The 16,577-nt window shown below is 58.2% G+C and carries 12 protein-coding genes and 2 rRNA genes; 8 read left to right on the top strand and 6 right to left on the bottom strand.

What is annotated here, in order from left to right; translation table 11 throughout:
* Positions 1–8: 8 nt before the first annotated feature.
* The 3 genes from KHP07_RS25700 to KHP07_RS25690 are packed head-to-tail and all read right to left on the bottom strand — an operon-like array spanning position 9 to position 2,794.
* Positions 9–860 (bottom strand): ABC transporter ATP-binding protein, encoded by an 852-nt coding sequence (locus tag KHP07_RS25700; protein ID WP_099491545.1) that lies wholly within the window; start codon positions 858–860, stop codon positions 9–11.
* Between the two features lies 1 nt (position 861).
* On the bottom strand, positions 862–1,887 hold the full coding sequence (locus KHP07_RS25695) for an ABC transporter substrate-binding protein (protein WP_099491546.1): 1,026 nt from the start codon (positions 1,885–1,887) through the stop codon (positions 862–864).
* Between the two features lie 13 nt (positions 1,888–1,900).
* Positions 1,901–2,794 carry a TauD/TfdA dioxygenase family protein gene (locus KHP07_RS25690; RefSeq protein ID WP_099491548.1) on the bottom strand — a complete coding sequence of 298 codons (894 nt, stop codon included), beginning with the start codon at positions 2,792–2,794 and terminating at the stop codon, positions 1,901–1,903.
* A gap of 365 nt (positions 2,795–3,159) precedes the next feature.
* Here KHP07_RS25690 and KHP07_RS25685 point away from each other — a divergent pair, with 365 nt between their 5' ends.
* The 5 genes from KHP07_RS25685 to KHP07_RS25665 all read left to right on the top strand — a co-directional run bounded on the left by KHP07_RS25685 (position 3,160) and on the right by KHP07_RS25665 (position 9,765).
* Positions 3,160–3,873 (top strand): GntR family transcriptional regulator, encoded by a 714-nt coding sequence (locus KHP07_RS25685; protein WP_078046284.1) that lies wholly within the window; start codon positions 3,160–3,162, stop codon positions 3,871–3,873.
* Between the two features lie 338 nt (positions 3,874–4,211).
* On the top strand, positions 4,212–4,970 hold the full coding sequence (locus KHP07_RS25680; protein WP_214498270.1) for a DUF3050 domain-containing protein: 759 nt from the start codon (positions 4,212–4,214) through the stop codon (positions 4,968–4,970).
* The gene (locus KHP07_RS25675) at positions 4,967–5,914 is read left to right on the top strand and encodes a diiron oxygenase (RefSeq protein ID WP_214498269.1); all 948 of its coding nucleotides are present in this window, start codon (positions 4,967–4,969) and stop codon (positions 5,912–5,914) included. Before KHP07_RS25680 ends, KHP07_RS25675 begins: the two co-directional genes overlap by 4 nt.
* Positions 5,911–9,288: an amino acid adenylation domain-containing protein gene (locus KHP07_RS25670; protein WP_214498268.1), complete on the top strand. Its 3,378-nt coding sequence runs from the start codon at positions 5,911–5,913 to the stop codon at positions 9,286–9,288. The genes KHP07_RS25675 and KHP07_RS25670 overlap by 4 nt, the downstream gene beginning before the upstream one ends.
* 18 nt (positions 9,289–9,306) lie before the next feature.
* Positions 9,307–9,765: an SRPBCC family protein gene (locus tag KHP07_RS25665; protein ID WP_100491795.1), complete on the top strand. Its 459-nt coding sequence runs from the start codon at positions 9,307–9,309 to the stop codon at positions 9,763–9,765.
* Positions 9,766–9,809: 44 nt separating this feature from the next.
* Here KHP07_RS25665 and KHP07_RS25660 read toward each other — a convergent pair whose 3' ends face one another.
* The gene (locus KHP07_RS25660; RefSeq protein ID WP_214498267.1) at positions 9,810–11,690 is read right to left on the bottom strand and encodes a methyl-accepting chemotaxis protein; all 1,881 of its coding nucleotides are present in this window, start codon (positions 11,688–11,690) and stop codon (positions 9,810–9,812) included.
* A 279-nt stretch (positions 11,691–11,969) separates the two neighbouring features.
* On the opposite strand from KHP07_RS25660, the gene KHP07_RS25655 reads away from it, so the two are divergent.
* The 3 genes from KHP07_RS25655 (at position 11,970) to KHP07_RS25645 (ending at position 16,043) form a co-directional block, all read left to right on the top strand.
* Positions 11,970–12,485 (top strand): sigma-70 family RNA polymerase sigma factor, encoded by a 516-nt coding sequence (locus KHP07_RS25655; protein WP_078046278.1) that lies wholly within the window; start codon positions 11,970–11,972, stop codon positions 12,483–12,485.
* Positions 12,482–13,465 (top strand): FecR domain-containing protein, encoded by a 984-nt coding sequence (locus KHP07_RS25650; RefSeq protein WP_284731168.1) that lies wholly within the window; start codon positions 12,482–12,484, stop codon positions 13,463–13,465. Before KHP07_RS25655 ends, KHP07_RS25650 begins: the two co-directional genes overlap by 4 nt.
* 91 nt (positions 13,466–13,556) lie before the next feature.
* The gene (locus tag KHP07_RS25645) at positions 13,557–16,043 is read left to right on the top strand and encodes a TonB-dependent siderophore receptor (protein ID WP_214498266.1); all 2,487 of its coding nucleotides are present in this window, start codon (positions 13,557–13,559) and stop codon (positions 16,041–16,043) included.
* Between the two features lie 191 nt (positions 16,044–16,234).
* Here the strand turns inward: KHP07_RS25645 and rrf (KHP07_RS25640) are convergent.
* Both rrf (KHP07_RS25640) and rrf (KHP07_RS25635) read right to left on the bottom strand, forming a co-directional pair.
* A 5S ribosomal RNA gene (gene rrf / locus KHP07_RS25640) occupies positions 16,235–16,350 on the bottom strand.
* 109 nt (positions 16,351–16,459) lie between these two features.
* Positions 16,460–16,575: ribosomal RNA gene (gene rrf, locus KHP07_RS25635) — 5S ribosomal RNA — on the bottom strand.
* Between the last annotated feature and the right edge of the window lie 2 nt (positions 16,576–16,577).

The following is a 16,577-nucleotide window of genomic DNA, read 5'->3' as shown; positions in this document are numbered from 1 at the left end:
TGTTCCCCTTAATACGCGATGCGGATATCAGCGAAGCCCAACTCACGTTCGGCCTCGGGCGCTTCATCGAACAGCAGGCGATGAATGCGCCGTGCCGACGCCTGGAACTCCACGCCACCGAGGCTGTGCAGGTCGTATTGATGGCTGTGGATTTCCGCGCGTACCCGCCCAGGGTGGGGCGACAGCAACAGAATGCGATTGCCCACCACCAACGCTTCTTCGATGGAGTGGGTGACGAACAACAGGGTAAAGCGCACCTCTTCCCAGAGCAGCAGCAACTCTTCCTGCATCTTGCGCCGGGTCAGCGCATCGAGGGCGGCGAAGGGTTCGTCCATCAGCAGGATCTTGGGCTGCATGGCCAGGGCACGGGCGATGGCGACACGGGCTTTCATACCGCCGGACAGGGTGTGTGGGTAGGCGTCGGCAAAGGCGGTGAGGCCGACTTTGTCGAGGTAGTGCAGTGCACGTTCTTCGGCGTCGGCGCGCTTCAGGGTTTTGGAGGCCAACAGTGGAAACATCACGTTCTGTTTGACGGTTTTCCACGGCGGCAGTTGGTCGAATTCCTGGAACACCACGATACGGTCCGGGCCCGGTTGCTCGACCTTTTGCCCCAACAGGCGGATCTCGCCTTCGCAGGGTTTGATAAACCCGGCGATGGATTTGAGCAAGGTGGACTTACCGCAACCCGAGGGGCCGAGCAGCACGTAGCGGTCGGCCGGGTCGATCTCGAAACTCACCTGGTGGGTGGCCCGCACCACGCGCTCGGGGGTGCGGTATTCCAGGCTGACGTTATCCACCGCGAGTAAGGGGCCGGTGGTGTGCAGGTTGCTGGCCGTGTGGCCTTGCAAGGGCGCGTTCATCTCAACTTCCTTGCAGGGGCTTGGCGTCCTGGAAGAAGTAGTCCTTCCACGATTCAGGCTTGTTCTTGATGGCACCGACGCGGTAGAGGAATTCCGCCAGCGGGTAGGTGTTTTTCGGCGTAACGCTGAATTCGAACTGCGGGTTGTCGATGATTTTGAGCAACTCGGCGCGGTCGATCTTGGCCTTGGTCACGCGTAGGTAAGTGTCGGCTGCAGCGCCTTTGTCGTTCTGGGCGAACTGCGCGGCTTCGGTCAATGCCTCGACGAACGCCTTGTAGGTTTTTGGGTTGTCGTTGCGGAATTTCTCGGTGGCGAACAATACCGTCGGCGAGTTCGGGCCGAGCAGGTCGTAGGTGTTCAGCACCACGTGCACGTTCGGGTTGGCCAGGGCCTGGTCCTGAAACGGCGGGTTGGAAAAATGCCCGGTCAGCTCGGTGCCGCCAGCGATCAGCGCTGCGGTCGCATCCGGGTGAGGGACGGCGACGGTGTACTTATCGAGGCGATTGAATTCCTTGTCGCCCCACTGCTTGGCCGCCGCGTATTGCAGGAAGCGTGACTGCACCGACACGCCCACCGCGGGCACGGCAATGCGGTCCTTCTCGGTGAAATCGGCGATGGTCTTGACCTTGGGATTGTTGCTGACAAGGTAGTACGGGAAGTTACCCAGGGAAGCCACGGCCTTGACGTTCTGCTTGCCGTGGGTGCGATCCCAGATGGTCAGCAGCGGGCCGACACCGGCTCCGGCAATGTCGATGGAACCGGAGAGCAGTGCGTCATTGACTGCCGCGCCGCCAGACAACTGTGTCCAGTCGACCTTGATGTCGATGCCTTCTTGTTTACCGTATTTTTCGATCAGGTTCTGGTCGCGTACCACGTTCAGCAACAGATAAACGATGCCGAATTGTTCGGCGATGCGGATCTCGCCTTCGGCCTGCGCGGACGCCGGTGCAATCAGGCTGCCGGCCAAGAGGCTGACACCCAGGCCGACGGTCGCCGCCAGCCGTGCGAATGGAATTTTCCTGGACATGGTCATGCTCCGATCAGAAAGGCGCGTCGCCCTGGATGGTGGTACGAAACAGCTTGCGGCGCAGATGGCTCGGGCAACCGGCGGCCAGGTGGATCAGCGAGCGGTTGTCCCAGAACACCAGATCGTGGGGCTGCCATTGGTGGCGGTAGATGTTTTCTGGTAACACGCTGTGGGCGTAGAGTTGGGCCAGCACGTCGCGGCTCTCATCCTCCGGCAGGCCGACGATGCGGGTGGTGAAGCCTTCACTGACAAATAGCGCCTTGCGGCCGTTTTCCGGGTGGGTGCGCACGATGGGGTGCACGACTTCCGCCACCTGGGCGAGCTGCTCGGGGGTCAACGTGGGGCGCCAGTTGCCTTCGAATTTGGTTTCGCTGTAGCGCGCGGTATAAGAGTGAGCGGCGCTGCGACCTTCGACGGCTTTGCGCAGATGCTCGGGCAATTGGTCCCAGGCTTTGTGCATATCGGCAAACAAGGTGTCGCCACCTTCGGAGGGCAGCTCCTGGGCGTGCAGCATCGAGCCCAGGCTCGGCAGTTCTTTATAGGACAGGTCCGAATGCCAGAATTTGCCGGCGTCACCCAGGCCGATGGATTGGCCGTTTTCGATAATGTTGGAGACGATCAGGATTTCCGGATGGTTGGCCAGCAGGAACTGCTTGAGTACGTGGATCTGCAGCACGCCGAAGCGGCGGCTGAAGGCAATCTGTTGTTCGGGCGTGATGCGTTGATCACGAAAGACCACGACGTGATGGTCCAGGTGCGCACGGTGAATGCGCGCGAAATCCTGCTCGTTGACTGGGCGTGACAAATCCAGGCCAATGACCTCGGCGCCTACACTGCCGGGAAATGGGCGAATCTCGAAGGTTTGGGCGGTAGCGGTCGCTGTTGGAACAGTAGAGGTGGCGGACATGAGGTCACTCCCGGTCAGACAGGAGTGTGACTTTATAGATATAAGAACGGCTATTTAAATACCGTTAGTGAATATCGATAGACAGGAATGTATCGACCGAACCCATACTTCCTAACGCATGGGGAATAAACTGCAACAGCAAAGTGTTCATTCCATAACCGCCGATAATGCAGCAATCGGCGCAGGAAGCCGGCCGATGAACCCGGCCGTGTAAGACGCCGTAAATGTCGGTTGTGGGGGGTGGGAGCGTGATGTTGAAGCGCTTACAAGCCGAAACCGTACCCGTTTGACAAGCTTATGGGCAGTCTCTAGTGTGCATTGGATCCAATTAGCCACCCTATCAGAATAAGGAGGATAGCGTAACCGTGACGCAGAAGCCGAACCCTTTGAACAGCATCAAGATCAGCGGGCCTATTCCCGCCCATCTCGCTCGTTCCGTGATTGAAGAAACCTTGCGCAACGCCATCCTCGATGGACGCTTGCCGTGCGGTACCGCCATGCGCCAACAGGAATTGGCCAGCCTGTTCGGGGTCAGCCGCATGCCCGTGCGGGAAGCCCTGCGCCAGTTGGAAGCCCAGTCGCTGTTGCATGTGGTGACGCACAAGGGTGCCGTGGTTGCACCGCTGATCGAGGATAACTCGGCGGAAACCTATGAACTGCGGATGTTGCTGGAGTCTGAAGCTTTGCGCTTGTCGATTCCGTTGCTCACCGAGGCCGATATCGCCGAGGCGGATGCGATCATCGTCGCCCTGGAGCAGGAAAAAGACTACAGCGAGATTGGCCGCCTCAATCGGCTGTTCCACATGGCCCTGTATGGCAAGGCCCCGAACCAGCGGCTGCTCAATCTGGTGGAGCACGGGTTGAACGAAGAGGAGCGTTTCCTGCGTTATAACCTGGAGGCCATGGGGTTGGGAGAGACGTCCCAGGAAGATCACCGCGAATTGCTGAACCTGGTCGCCCAGAAGAAAACCCAGGAAAGCATCCTGACGCTGCGCAATCACTTGATGCGAGGCATGGAAGTGATCAGCGCCTACCTCAACGGCCTGGAGGCCGACGACGCCAAGAAAGGTAAGTACTAAGGCGCGCGGCCCTCCTGTCGCGAATCTTCCTTACCCCGGGGCTCACTAACTCACTATTAGCGCCCCGCACAGAAGAAGTTTCCCACCTGCCGTAAAGAAGCAAACTTACAGCACATATTATTTAGAAAAACTTCTAACACATTTGTATGCTCGCCAAATTGTTTAACCCGCTTATTATCTTTCCTTACTAAACCAGATAGTTCATTCCGACGTCGCGACGCCCCCATATTGAGCGGCTCGCACGCCAGCGCCTGGTTTATATCTGCTCAATCCTTGCCGATTACAAAAACTCATCGCTGTTTCCACACAGCAGACGCAACAACTTATAGGCATCAACCATGCATCAACCGTTACTTGAAACAATAAAACTGCAGTTATGCAGCCATTCGTTATTTACAGAAATAACTTCTCTGCGAAAGTTGCAACTTTTTATGGAAAGCCATGTATTCGCTGTCTGGGATTTCATGACCCTCGCCAAACGTCTGCAACAGGAGCTGACCTGCACGCGTCTACCCTGGTTGCCACCTGTCGACCCATGGGCTGCACGCCTGATCAACGAGATTGTGCTGGGAGAGGAATCTGACGAACATCCTGCGCAAGGCTATTGCAGCCACTTCGAGCTTTACCTGGAGGCCATGGCGGAAGTAGGCGCCAGCACTGCCGCTATCAATCACTTCATTGCGCTGCAACGCCAGGGCCTCGAAGCAACTGCCGCCTTGCATGAAGTCGAGATTCTTCCCGGTGTGGCCCGCTTTGTCAGCGACACCTTACACCTTGCGCTAAATGCCCCTGCCCATTGTGTGGCCGCCACATTCCTGCACGGCCGTGAGCACGTCATCCCACCGATGTTCGAGCGCATCCTGCAATCCGAGGCGCTCGACCACCGTCAGACGCCTACCCTGTGCGCCTACCTCAAGCGCCACATCGAATTGGACGCCCAGGACCATGGGCCGGCAGCAGAGCAGTTGCTTCTGCGCCTCTGCAGCGCAAACCCGGCCTACCCGCAACAGGCCAACGCTGCCGCCGTGGCTGCCGTCCAGAGCCGCATCGCGCTCTGGGATGTGGTTCGGGCTTCGCTGCACGAGATGAAGTCATGACCGCTGCCGATTACAAAACCATTGCCGACGACTGGGAGCGCCGCGCAACCATCCGCACACGTCCTCGCCGTTTGCTGGAGGATGATGACAAGCTGATCTACCCGTTGTGTCGCCAGCCCCTGGTGCTTTGTGCAACCTTTATCGAACACTGCCCGCAGTGGCGCGATTTTGTCCTGGCACAGAGCTTTTATAAATTCATCAACGACGTGGTGATATTCGAGACCGAGATTGTCGACCAGACGGCACGCAGCATTGCCAAGAATCGCTTCTCGGTGCCCTTCCCGCTTGCCTGTCGTATTGATGCGATGACCATCGTTGTGGACGAGGACTACCACGCGTTGGTGGCACTGGATTTCCTCCAGCAAACCGTGGCCATGACGGGTATACAACCCCTGGCGCTGCCCCAGGAAATCGAATTGAGCCGAGCGCTGCCGGCGGCACAGGCGCAGGTACCCCCTCACCTGCACGATGCCGTCGCGCTGATCGGCGTGGCCATTGCCGAAAACACCGTCACCCACGATGTGGCAGCGTTCTCCAAGGACGCCAGCGTCAAAGCCTCCGTCCGTGGCTTGATGGCCGACCACCTGGCCGATGAAGGCCGCCACGCACAATTCTGGACGCGCTTGGTACGCCTGTATTGGCAGGCTGCCAGCACCGACGACCGCGACAGCATTGCCAAGGTGCTACCGATTTTCCTGGCCCGGTACCTGACCAACGACCTGCAAAAGAACTTCGACCTTCAGTTGATCGACCACCTCGATATCAGCAACTCCCTGCGCAACGCCTTGCGCGATGAAGTCGCGGCGCTGGCCTTCCCCATCACCCGCCAGCATCCTTTGATGGGCAATATCCTGGGCTTCCTGCAACACAGCGGCTTGCTGCAGACACCAGGTGTGGCCCAAGGGCTGACCGACTACTTGCACGTGGCCGGGAGGGTAGCATGAGGCGCCTGACCATCGGATTTTCCGGCACCAGCAGTGCCTTGGCGGCTATCAGGCGGGAGCTGGAGCAGTATGGGTATGTCTTGAGTGATGCCGGCTCGGACCTGTGGATCGATGACGGCAGCCAGTCGTTGCCGAACCCGGCACACCAAACCTCAGTGCTGGGCCTGCGCCTGGGGGTTGGCCCAGTGACCGACTGCGGGTTACCCGCACTGCAACTGCGCGCCTATGGGCCCGAGGGGCGACTAGCGGCTGTCCTTGAAGTCGCAACGGAGCCCAGTGGAAACGGCCAGCGCCTGCGCCAGCAAGTGACCCAAACGATGATGGAATGGGTTGCGCTGCACGTCAGTGGTTTTTCGCGCGACCCCGGATATTTCTCCGTCAAAGCGGTCGCCAATGAATGGCCCGAGCAGGGTTTGGACGCGCTTGACGCCTTGGCATTTGTTCACCGATTCAACCGCACCGAAGACCTCGCTGTCATGCGGGAGGCCCAGGTGCCTGTGATCGAACGGTTGCAGGCCAGCCTTCACCAATTCGCTGATAGGCGGGCGCTGAACATCGACGGCAGCGTGGTGACTTATCGCGAGTTGCACGTGCAGGCCCTCATGATCCAGCAACGGTTAAGCCCTGTGTTGGGCGTCACGCAGGCACCACCGGTGGTTGGGGTTTGCCTGGAAAAGTCCGTCGCGTTGTACGCCAGTATTCTCGCGGTTATGGGCTGTGGCGCGGTGTATCTGCCGTTGGCTCCGGACCACCCGCCTCAACGCCATCAGGCCTTGCTCGAGAACGCAGGGGCCCGGGTGTTGCTGGACGCTGGCCAGCACCCCTTGCGAGAGCGCTTCATTACACTGGATGTGCGCGAGGTCGACCCGCAGGACACCGACTTGCTGCGTCCGCTGATGCACGCTCAGCCCGCCCTCGATTCGCCCTGCATGACGCTCTATACATCGGGTACCACCGGCCATCCCAAGGGGGTGTTGCTCAGCCAAGCCAACCTGGCACATTTCGCGGCCTGGTTCAGGGCCTGCATGAACCTGGATGAACAAAGCCGTGTCCTGCAGTTTTCACCGGTGAGCTTTGACTCGTCCCTGATCGATATTGTCCCTACCCTGATAGCGGGCGCCGAGTTGATCGTCCCCAGCGCAGAGCAACGACACGACCCTCAGCAACTGCTCGATCTGCTCCACCGTCAGCGCGTTACCCATGCCTTTTTGCCCCCCTCGCTGCTGAGCATTCTGCCGCCCGATCAACCGCTGGGCCTGACGCACCTGCTGACCGGGGGTGACGTCTGTGAACCCCATGTCATCGACCGCCTGGCGGCGCAGTGCCAATTTCACAACCTTTACGGCCCCACGGAGGCCACCGTACTGATCACCCATCGTACGTTTCAACCTGGCGACAGCAACCGCAATCTCGGCCGGCCGATCGCCAACAGCTGGGTATTGATCCTCGATGACGCCCAGCAGCCGGTCGATGAAGAGGTGATGGGTGAGGTGTACATCGTTGGGCCTGGCGTAAGCCTGGGCTATGTGAACGACCCACCTCAGGCGACCAGTGCCTTTGTGGAGCTTGCAGTGCCTGGGGGCCAGCCCTTGCGCGCCTACCGCAGCGGCGATTTGGCCCGGTGGACCGCCGATGGAATCGTGCTGGGCGGACGACGTGATGATCAGGTGAAGATTCGTGGCTTTCGGGTCGGGCCCCAGGAGATTGAGCAGTGCCTGCGTACCAGCCGGCTGTATCGCCAAGTGGCGGTGGTGATCGACCCTGACCGCAGGATCCGTGGCTTTGTCGCTCAACCCGAACCCGGGTCTACCCTGGCGGCCCTGCAGCAACACGCGCGGCAGTGGCTGCCCGACTACATGCGGCCCGGCTTCTGGGATGAGTTGGGATGTATGCCGTGCGCCAGCAACGGCAAGATCGACCGTGAGGCCTTACTGGCAGTGCCGCTCCAGCCCAGCGTGCAGGAGGAAGGTGGCACGGCACACACCCCGCTTCAAGTTCGGTTGACTCGCCTGTGGAGCGAACTGTTGACGCTGCCCGAGGGTGAAGTGTCTATCGATGAGAGCTTCTTCGATCTCGGCGGCCACTCGATTGTGCTATCGACGTTGTTGCTGCGCGTTCGCGAGCAGTTTGGTCGTAGCTTCGCACTGAGTCATTTCGTTGAAGTACCGACGATTCGTACGCTCGCAACGCTGCTGGAGAACGGTGAACGACCCGATGCTTCCTGCGATGCTGCTGCACGCGATGCTCAACGGGACTGGACTTTCAACACGCTGCCAGAGGACCGCGCAGGCGACCCACACAAAGTAATCGTGACGGGGGCCAACAGTTTTGTTGGTGTTCATATCGTCGAGGCATTGCTGGCCGCAGGTGCAACGACCGTGGCGTGCCTGGTACGTGAGACGCCGGGACAGCCGGCGATGGCACGATTCACTCAGGCGTTGCGTGAGTACCGCCTGGAACATCTGGACCTGAGCAGGGTGCGGGTATTCGCCGCCGATATCAGCCTCCCTCGGTTGGGCCTGGCCAGCGACGCGTATGATGCTATCGCCCAGGATTTCGGGGTGCTGATACACAACGCAGCACGGGTCAATCACGTGATGGACTATACATCTCTGGCCAGGGACAACGTTGCCCCCCTTTTCGAATGCCTGTGCCTGTGTGAGACCCACAGCAAGAAGGTCCTCAACTTTATCTCGACACTGTCCGCTTCGAGCGCTGTCGACTCGCAGGGTTATGTCCTCGAAGCGCCCGCTGCAACGACGCTGCCGCTGTACATCAAGAATGGCTACAACCTGTCCAAATGGGTTGCCGAGCGCCAACTGGGTCGTGCGGTGGAGCGCGGCGCCTGGGTGAATATCCATCGACCCGGCAACATCAGTTTCAACAGTCACAATGGTGCCTGCCAACCGCAAAAAAATCGTCTGATGCTGATGCTCAAGGGGTCACTGCAGCTGGGCCTGATGCCTCGGTTGACGCTGAACTTCGACCTGATGCCGGTGGACTTCCTGGCGCGCTTCATTGCATTCCACAGCAGCCGCTTTCAGGCCGACAGGCATGTGTTCAACCTGCATAACCCCAAGCCGTTGAGCTGGGAGGACTACCTGGATGCGTTCAATCGAGCGGGGCACCGTTTCAAGCGGGTGAGTATCGCGCAGTGGCAACAGGCGCTGCGAACGGTAAACCAGGACAACGCACTGTTTGGCGTGCTCGGTTTCTACCTCGATCGCCTCGACGAAGACATCGGCGACACATCGATGATTCGCCACGACAACGCACGACAGGGTATCCAGCAGATGGGGGCTCGCTACCCCGAAAAAGACCCGGCGTTGTTGAGCAAAGGCTGCAACTACCTCAAGACCATCGGCTTTCTTTGAACGCCTCAGGACAACCTCATGAAACTGCTGCAACCCGATACGTTAATTCGCAATCCGAACGGCCTGCCGATAGTGGCGTCCGTCACGGTCAACTGCTGTGCCTCTCGCCTGTGGGCCATGGTGGGGCAGTTTGCCGGCTTCGATGTGTTTATTCCGGACCTGATGCATATCGAAATGACCGGCTCAGGCGTGGGCGCATTGCGGACTAAATTTTTCCGCGATGGTAACTGTGTCGTGGAACAGCTCAATAGCCGGGACGAACAGGCCATGCACATGACCTGGACCACAATCTACAACACACTGGGCGTGGCCAGGTTATGGGCGGCGATGCATGTGGAAGCGCTTGAAAAGGAGCGCTCCAGGGTGACATGGACAATTATTGCTGAGCCCACAGAGGAGGTGAGCCCAGGGTTTGAACAGTTTGTGCAGGGCTTCGCCAACAGCGCCTTGGACAACGTTCGCCGGTTGCTTGGCTAAGCGGCAGGAGCGGCGCGCATCGCTCCTGCCATTCAGTCAGCGGGTTAGATCTTGAAGCTATCGACCAGTTGCTTCAACCGATTGGCCTGCTGCGACAGGGCATCGCAATCCTTGAGGGTTTCATTCAGATTGGCCACGCCCTGCTGGTTCAGCAAGTTGATCTGGTTGATGTCCACATTGAGGGTTTCCACCACGGCAGTTTGTTCTTCGGTGGCGGCAGCCACGGACTGGTTCATTCCGTCGATCTCGACAATCCGCTGCGTCACGCTGACCAGGCGCTCACCGGCCTGGTTCGCGACCTCTACGCTTTCTTCGCTGGAGGTCTGGCTGGCGTTCATGGTGGTGACCGCTTCACGCGAGCCCACTTGCAGCGAGGTGATCATTTTGTGGATCTCCTCGGCCGACTCCTGGGTTCGATGAGCCAGGTTGCGCACCTCGTCCGCGACCACTGCAAAACCTCGACCGGCCTCACCCGCACGCGCTGCCTCGATGGCCGCGTTAAGCGCCAGCAAGTTGGTTTGCTGGGAGATGCCTTTGATCACATCAAGGATGTGACCAATGTTGTCGGTGCTGGCGTTCAGGGTTTCGATCTGGGTGCAGGACAAGCTGATCTTCTGCGACAGCTCCGACATCGCAAGAATGGTTTGCTCCACCACTTTGCGCCCATCGTCGGCTTGCTCACTGGCACCACTGGCGTGCTGTGAAGCATCCGCGGCGTTACGCGCGATTTCCTGGGTAGCGGCACCCAGTTCATTGATCGCTGCGGCCACGCTATTGGTGCGTGCACTCTGCTCATCGGAACCGATGATAGAGGCATTGGACGAGGCCATTACACGCTGGGACAAGTCGTGTACCTGGCGGGTTGCCGAAGACACTTCCGAAATCGAAGCGTGGATGCGCTCTACAAATTGATTGAACGCACTGCCGACCTCGCCGAATTCGTCCTTGCTGGTGACAGCCAGGCGACGGGTCAGGTCACCCTCGCCCTGGGCAATGTCCTGCATCGCTACGCCCATGGTGGTGAGGGGGCGCAGCAAGACTTGGATCAGCAAGCTCAGGAGCACGGCGATCACGACCACGGCGATCAGCATGGCAATCAACGCGGAAGTTCGGAACTTGCCCAGCGGCGCGTAGGCTTTGTCTTTATCAATCGAAAGGCCGATATACCAATCTGCGCCAGGCAAACCACTGATAGGGGTGAAGGACAGGATGCGGTCCTGCCCATTGAGGACGACGTCCTGGCTGACCTTGTCGATACGCACCTGGGTGCCGGGGTAGATGTCCTTGAGGTTCTTCATCACTTGGTCCTGATCAGGACTGACGATGACTTGGCCGTCGCCGCTGACCAGGAATGCGTGGCCGATACCGCCGAAGTCCACCGAGTTGATGATCTTCACCAAGGTTTGCAGGCTCAGGTCACCGCCGACGACGCCGAGCAATTCACCGTTCTTTTTCACCGGCATGGCGATGGTCACGATCTGTCCACCCACTGCGGCCATGTAGGGTGGCGTGAGCATGGGTTTATCTGCGGCCACTGCCTGCTTGTACCAAGGGCGCTGACGGGGGTCATAGCCATCGGGCATTTTCGCGTCGGGGCGCTGGGTGAACACGCCGTTGGTTTGGCCAACGTAGGTGAACTGGAAGTTCGAAGTGAATGCCGCTTGATCGACCAGACCGGGAAGGTCGGCACCACTGCCTTGGTGGGCAACGTTTTGCGTGAGGCTTTCGAGTACCAGTATTCGACCACTGAGCCAGTTCTGAACACTGCTGGCGGTGAGTTCACCGGATTGTTGGATGGACGACTCCAGGTTCTGCGTGATGATGCTGCGTTGCAGGTAGTCGTTGTAGAGGGTGAATAACGCGAAGGCCAGAACCACGACGCCTGACGCGGCCAACAGAATTTTATGACTGAACTTGAGATTCATTTCATCGACTTCTTTTGCCAAAGGGGGGTGAGCGTGCCGAGTGGAACATTCCATGTAACGCGATAGGCGGACTCTCGGGCCGCTCTATTTCGGTGCACGCATGGCTCGTCAGGCTTTCGGCCAATCCGCGGCAAAACTTAGAAAATTGTGAGATAGATCCTCTTTTAACGTAGGAAACCGACAAGTGGTTACTCGAGGAGGATCGGTGTTGCAAAATTTTTCTCCCTCCCGAACAATGCGACTAATTATCATTTGTGACGTTTGGCCGAGTTCGCTTGAATGCCGTCTGCTGAGTACTTCCCGTGTGAAAACGCTGTTCAGGCGCTGTATTGCACCCATCACAGTTGGCTGAACACCTGGCTGCGTAGCCGTCTGGGCAACGCGGCGGATGCTGCCGACTTAGCACAAGACACCTTTGTACGCCTGCTGCAGAAAACCGAACGCTTTGAACTCAAGGCTCCCCGGGCCTTTTTGCGCACCATTGCACGAGGGTTGGTGATTGATCACTGGCGCCGCGAGGAGATCGAACGGGCTTACCTCGAATCTATCGCCCATTTGCCCGAGGCAATGGCGCCGAGCGCGGAAGCGCGGGCGCTGGTGTTGGAATTACTGGAAGATATTTCCCGTCTTTTGGAGGGTCTCAAGCCTAAGGTGCGTAAGGCATTTCTGCTGGCTCAGTGCGATGGGCTGACACACAAGCAAATCGCGATGCACATGGGCGTGTCGCTGCGCTCAGTGGAGCGTTATGTGGCCGAGGCGCTCTACCATTGCTATGTCCTGCGATATGAAACATGACACCCATGGATAATGCCGCGCGTTGCGGACTCGATCCCCGGGTGATCAAACAGGCTATCAATTGGGCACTGCGCCTGCGTAACAACCGTGCCAATGTCCGGCTGCGCGAGCAGTGTGAGCAGTGGCGCGAAGCTCACCACGACCACGAAGTGGCCTGGCAACGAGTACAGGCGCTGCAACAGGAGTTGAGCGGCACTCTGGCAGCGATTCCGGGCGCGCATGTGGCGCTGGAAAACAGTGCGCAGGGGTTGGGCCGTCGACAGGCGTTGAAGCTATTGACCGGCGTGCTGGTGGCTGGCTCAGCGGCCTGGGTAAGCCGGGATCTGACTGGCTGGCAGCGCTGGACCTCCGACTTCGCAACCGCCACCGGCGAACGTCGTAGCATCCAGTTGTCCGATGGCACGCGCCTGCAACTTAATACTGACAGTGCCGTAGACCTTGCCTTCAATCCTCAGCAGCGCCTGATAACCCTGGTGCGCGGTGAAATCCTGGTGACGTGCGGTGCGGCTGCCTCGGCGCCATTGTTGGTTCAAACACGTCACGGCTTGTTCGAAGGTATCGACGGACGTTTCGCTGTCCACCAAACCAGTGACTGCACGCGGTTAAGCGTGGTCAGCGGCAACGTGGCCATCCATTCACCACACCAGCCGAATGGGTTGTTGACCCAGGCCCACGCCGGCGATAACTACCTCGTGCGTCAGACCCAAGCCACCCTTGCTCCGCCTCTGGCCATGGACATTGGCGCCTGGACCGATGGGCTGATCGTGACGCGGGATATGCGTCTTGCGGATTTTCTATCAGAGGTTGGGCGTTATCGACCGGGTTACCTGGGTTGCGCGGTAGAGGTAGCTGATTTGCGGCTATCGGGGGTCTTCCGCCTGGAGAACACCGATCAATTGCTGGCGATCCTGGCGCGAACGTTGCCGGTTCAAGTGCGTTACCGCACACGTTGGTGGGTGAGCGTGGAACGGTCGGCCTGATCGTTTGTTTTTTTGGCGGCTTTTTTTCGTGAGTCCGGCTTAGACAGTAAGCCTATCAATCTGCCCTCACCGGCCTCTACGGAACCTGATCATGACTGCGTGTTTCCACCACAACTCTTCCTACCCGTTATTGGGAAAAGCCGTACGCGTGGCATTAATGTCCACCGCATTGGGCATCAGCATGACGCCGATCGCCGGTATGGCTGCACAGGCCGGTATCTCGCAGGTCAATCAACGCTACGAGATACCGGCAGGCCCACTGGGTGAGGTGCTCAACCAGTTTGCGCGGCAGGCAGGCATTACCCTTTCCAGCACGCCCGCGCAAACCCAAGGTCGCCAGTCAGCAGGGCTGCTGGGGGAATATTCTGCCGGACAGGGGTTGAATCAGCTGCTCAATGGCTCGGGGCTGCAGGCTGTTTCTGAAGACGGTGTGAGTTTTGTATTGCAGGCCGTGCAGGAAAGTAGCGCCCTGACGTTGCCAACCACTGATATCAAGGGCTTTGCATTGGGCAATGCGTTGGGAAGCATGGACGGCTACAACGCGACTCACAGCCAGATCGCAACCAAGACCAGTACGGCCTTGCTGGAGACCTCGCAAACCGTCTCGGTGGTCACGCGCGAGCAGATGGATGACCAAGGCTCGCAGACAGTCGCTCAAGCCATGCGCTACACGCCTGGTGTGTTGACCAACCCCTACGGCGCGACGCACCGGTATGACTATGTGGCAATGCGTGGCTTCAACGATGGATCGGTGGATAACATCTACCTCGACGGCTTGAAGTCCATGGGGGACAGCGGCACCTACAGCACCATGCAGGTAGACCCGTATTTCCTGGAACGTGTAGACATTCTCAAGGGGCCTTCCTCCGTGTTGTATGGGCGTAGTTCACCTGGCGGTTTAGTAGCGCTTACCAGCAAGAAGCCCCTGTTCGAGCCTTATCATCAGGTTCAGGCGACAGTCGGCAGCAATGGTCAACGCGGTATGGGTTTTGACTTCAGCGGTCCGGTAGATGACGACAAGCGCGTCGCCTATCGACTAACGGGGTTAGCGGATAAATCCGACACTCAATTCGACCACGCCAAGGAAAAGCGCTACGCACTGGCGCCGACGTTGAGCATCGACTTTACCGATGACACCTCGCTGACGCTCCAGGCTTATCTGCAGCACGACCCAGAGGGTGGTTATCACAGCGGTATGCCGGCCGATGGTGCGCTGCATCAACGCAATGGCCAGAGGATCTCCAGTCACTTCTTTGAGGGTGAACCGGCGGTCGATGGCTACAAGCGAGACCAGCAGTCGTTTGGCTATCAGTTTGAGCATCGCTTCAATGATGTTTTCACTGCGCGACAGAACTTCCGTTACCTGGACTCCAAGGTGAAGTTGGATCAGGTGTATGGCTATGGGTGGACCACACCGAGCAGCAATGAGCTGAACCGCTACTATTCGGGGGGTGATGAGAAGCTGCATGCGTTCATCATCGATAACATGCTGCAGGCCGAGTTTTTCACAGGGGCGACTAAACACACGGTGTTGATGGGTGCCGACTATCAGCGGCGTAAAACCGTAGTGGACTGGACGAGCGGGTCACTGCAGCCAATCAACGCATTCAATCCTGTGTATGGCAATTCCTCTATCAGCTATTACAACCCAACCAGTTATCTGCGCCGGCTGGAGCAGACTGGCGTCTATCTGCAAGACCTGATTGAAATGGATAAGTGGCGGTTTTCCCTGGGTCTACGGCAGGACTGGGTAGAGACCTCCGACGAAAACCGGATCGCCGAGACGAGCCGGCCGGTTGGCACGGAAATAAGCGACAAGCGCACCAAGCTCACTGGGCGTGCGGGGGCCTTGTATCTGTTTGATAACGGCCTGGCGCCCTACGTCAGTTATTCCGAATCCTTTAATCCCAACTCCTATTCAGACAGCGCCGGCAACCCGTTGGCACCTACTGATGGGACGCAGTGGGAGGTGGGGCTGAAATACCAGCCGCCAGGCACGGACAATCTGTTTACCGCGTCGTGGTTTCGTATCGACCAGGAAAACCTTGCGACCAAGCTGCCCCAGGAAAACTTTTATCGTGCTGTAGGGGCTGTGCGATCGCAGGGGTTGGAGTTGGAAGCCCATATGCAGCTGACTGAGAACTTGAAGCTGTTGGGCAGCTACACCTTTACTGACATTGAATTCTCCAAGTCGATGGTGAGCACCCTGAGCACAGCTGGCAATCTGATTGAGAACCAGGGCAACTCTCCGACTCAAGCCCCGCGTCACATGGCGTCCGTTTGGGCTGACTATAAATTTAATCAGGGTGCCTTCGATGGGTTGAGGCTTGGAGGCGGATTGCGCTATGTGGGCTATAGCTGGGCGGATGCGGAAAACACAATGAAGGTACCTTCTTACACCTTGTTTGATGCCTCTGTAGGGTATGACCTGGGTAAGGTTGGACTGAAGGGCGTCGATGTAAGACTCAATGCCAACAACCTTACCAATGAGACCTACGTGGCTTCTTGTGCCAGCCTGAACTTCTGTTATTTGGGGGAAGAGCGAAACGTCAGCGCGACGGTGAGTTACCAGTTCTGATTCGCCCGTGTTTCACCCAAGCCAGCGCCTGATGTCAGGTGCTGGCTTTTTTGTTTCTAACTGCGGCTTCTCCTCGGTTTACTACGCGAAGAGTGGCTCGCGTCACCGCAGAAGGGCAAGAAACTGGATCGCCAGGCCCCTAAACGACAAAACCCCCGTCTGCGTTAGCAGACAGGGGTTTCGGAATTCAATCTTGACGATGACCTACTCTCACATGGGGAAACCCCACACTACCATCGGCGATGCATCGTTTCACTGCTGAGTTCGGGATGGGATCAGGTGGTTCCAATGCTCTATGGTCGTCAAGAAATTCTGTGTACCAGACCGTTGCGCTAGCAACGTGCCGGTGAAATTCATGGACTTCTACATAAACAAAACCCCTGTTTGCGTTAGCAAACAGGGGTTCTGGAATTTAATCTTGACGATGACCTACTCTCACATGGGGAAACCCCACACTACCATCGGCGATGCATCGTTTCACTACTGAGTTCGGGATGGGATCAGGTGGTTCCAATGCTCTATGGTCGTCAAGAA

Origin of the sequence: Pseudomonas sp. VS40, assembly GCF_018587885.1 — a bacterium.
Lineage (GTDB): Bacteria > Pseudomonadota > Gammaproteobacteria > Pseudomonadales > Pseudomonadaceae > Aquipseudomonas > Aquipseudomonas pergaminensis.
The sequence above is the reverse complement of the archived record's forward strand: the minus strand, read 5'-3'. Positions and strand labels throughout refer to the sequence as shown.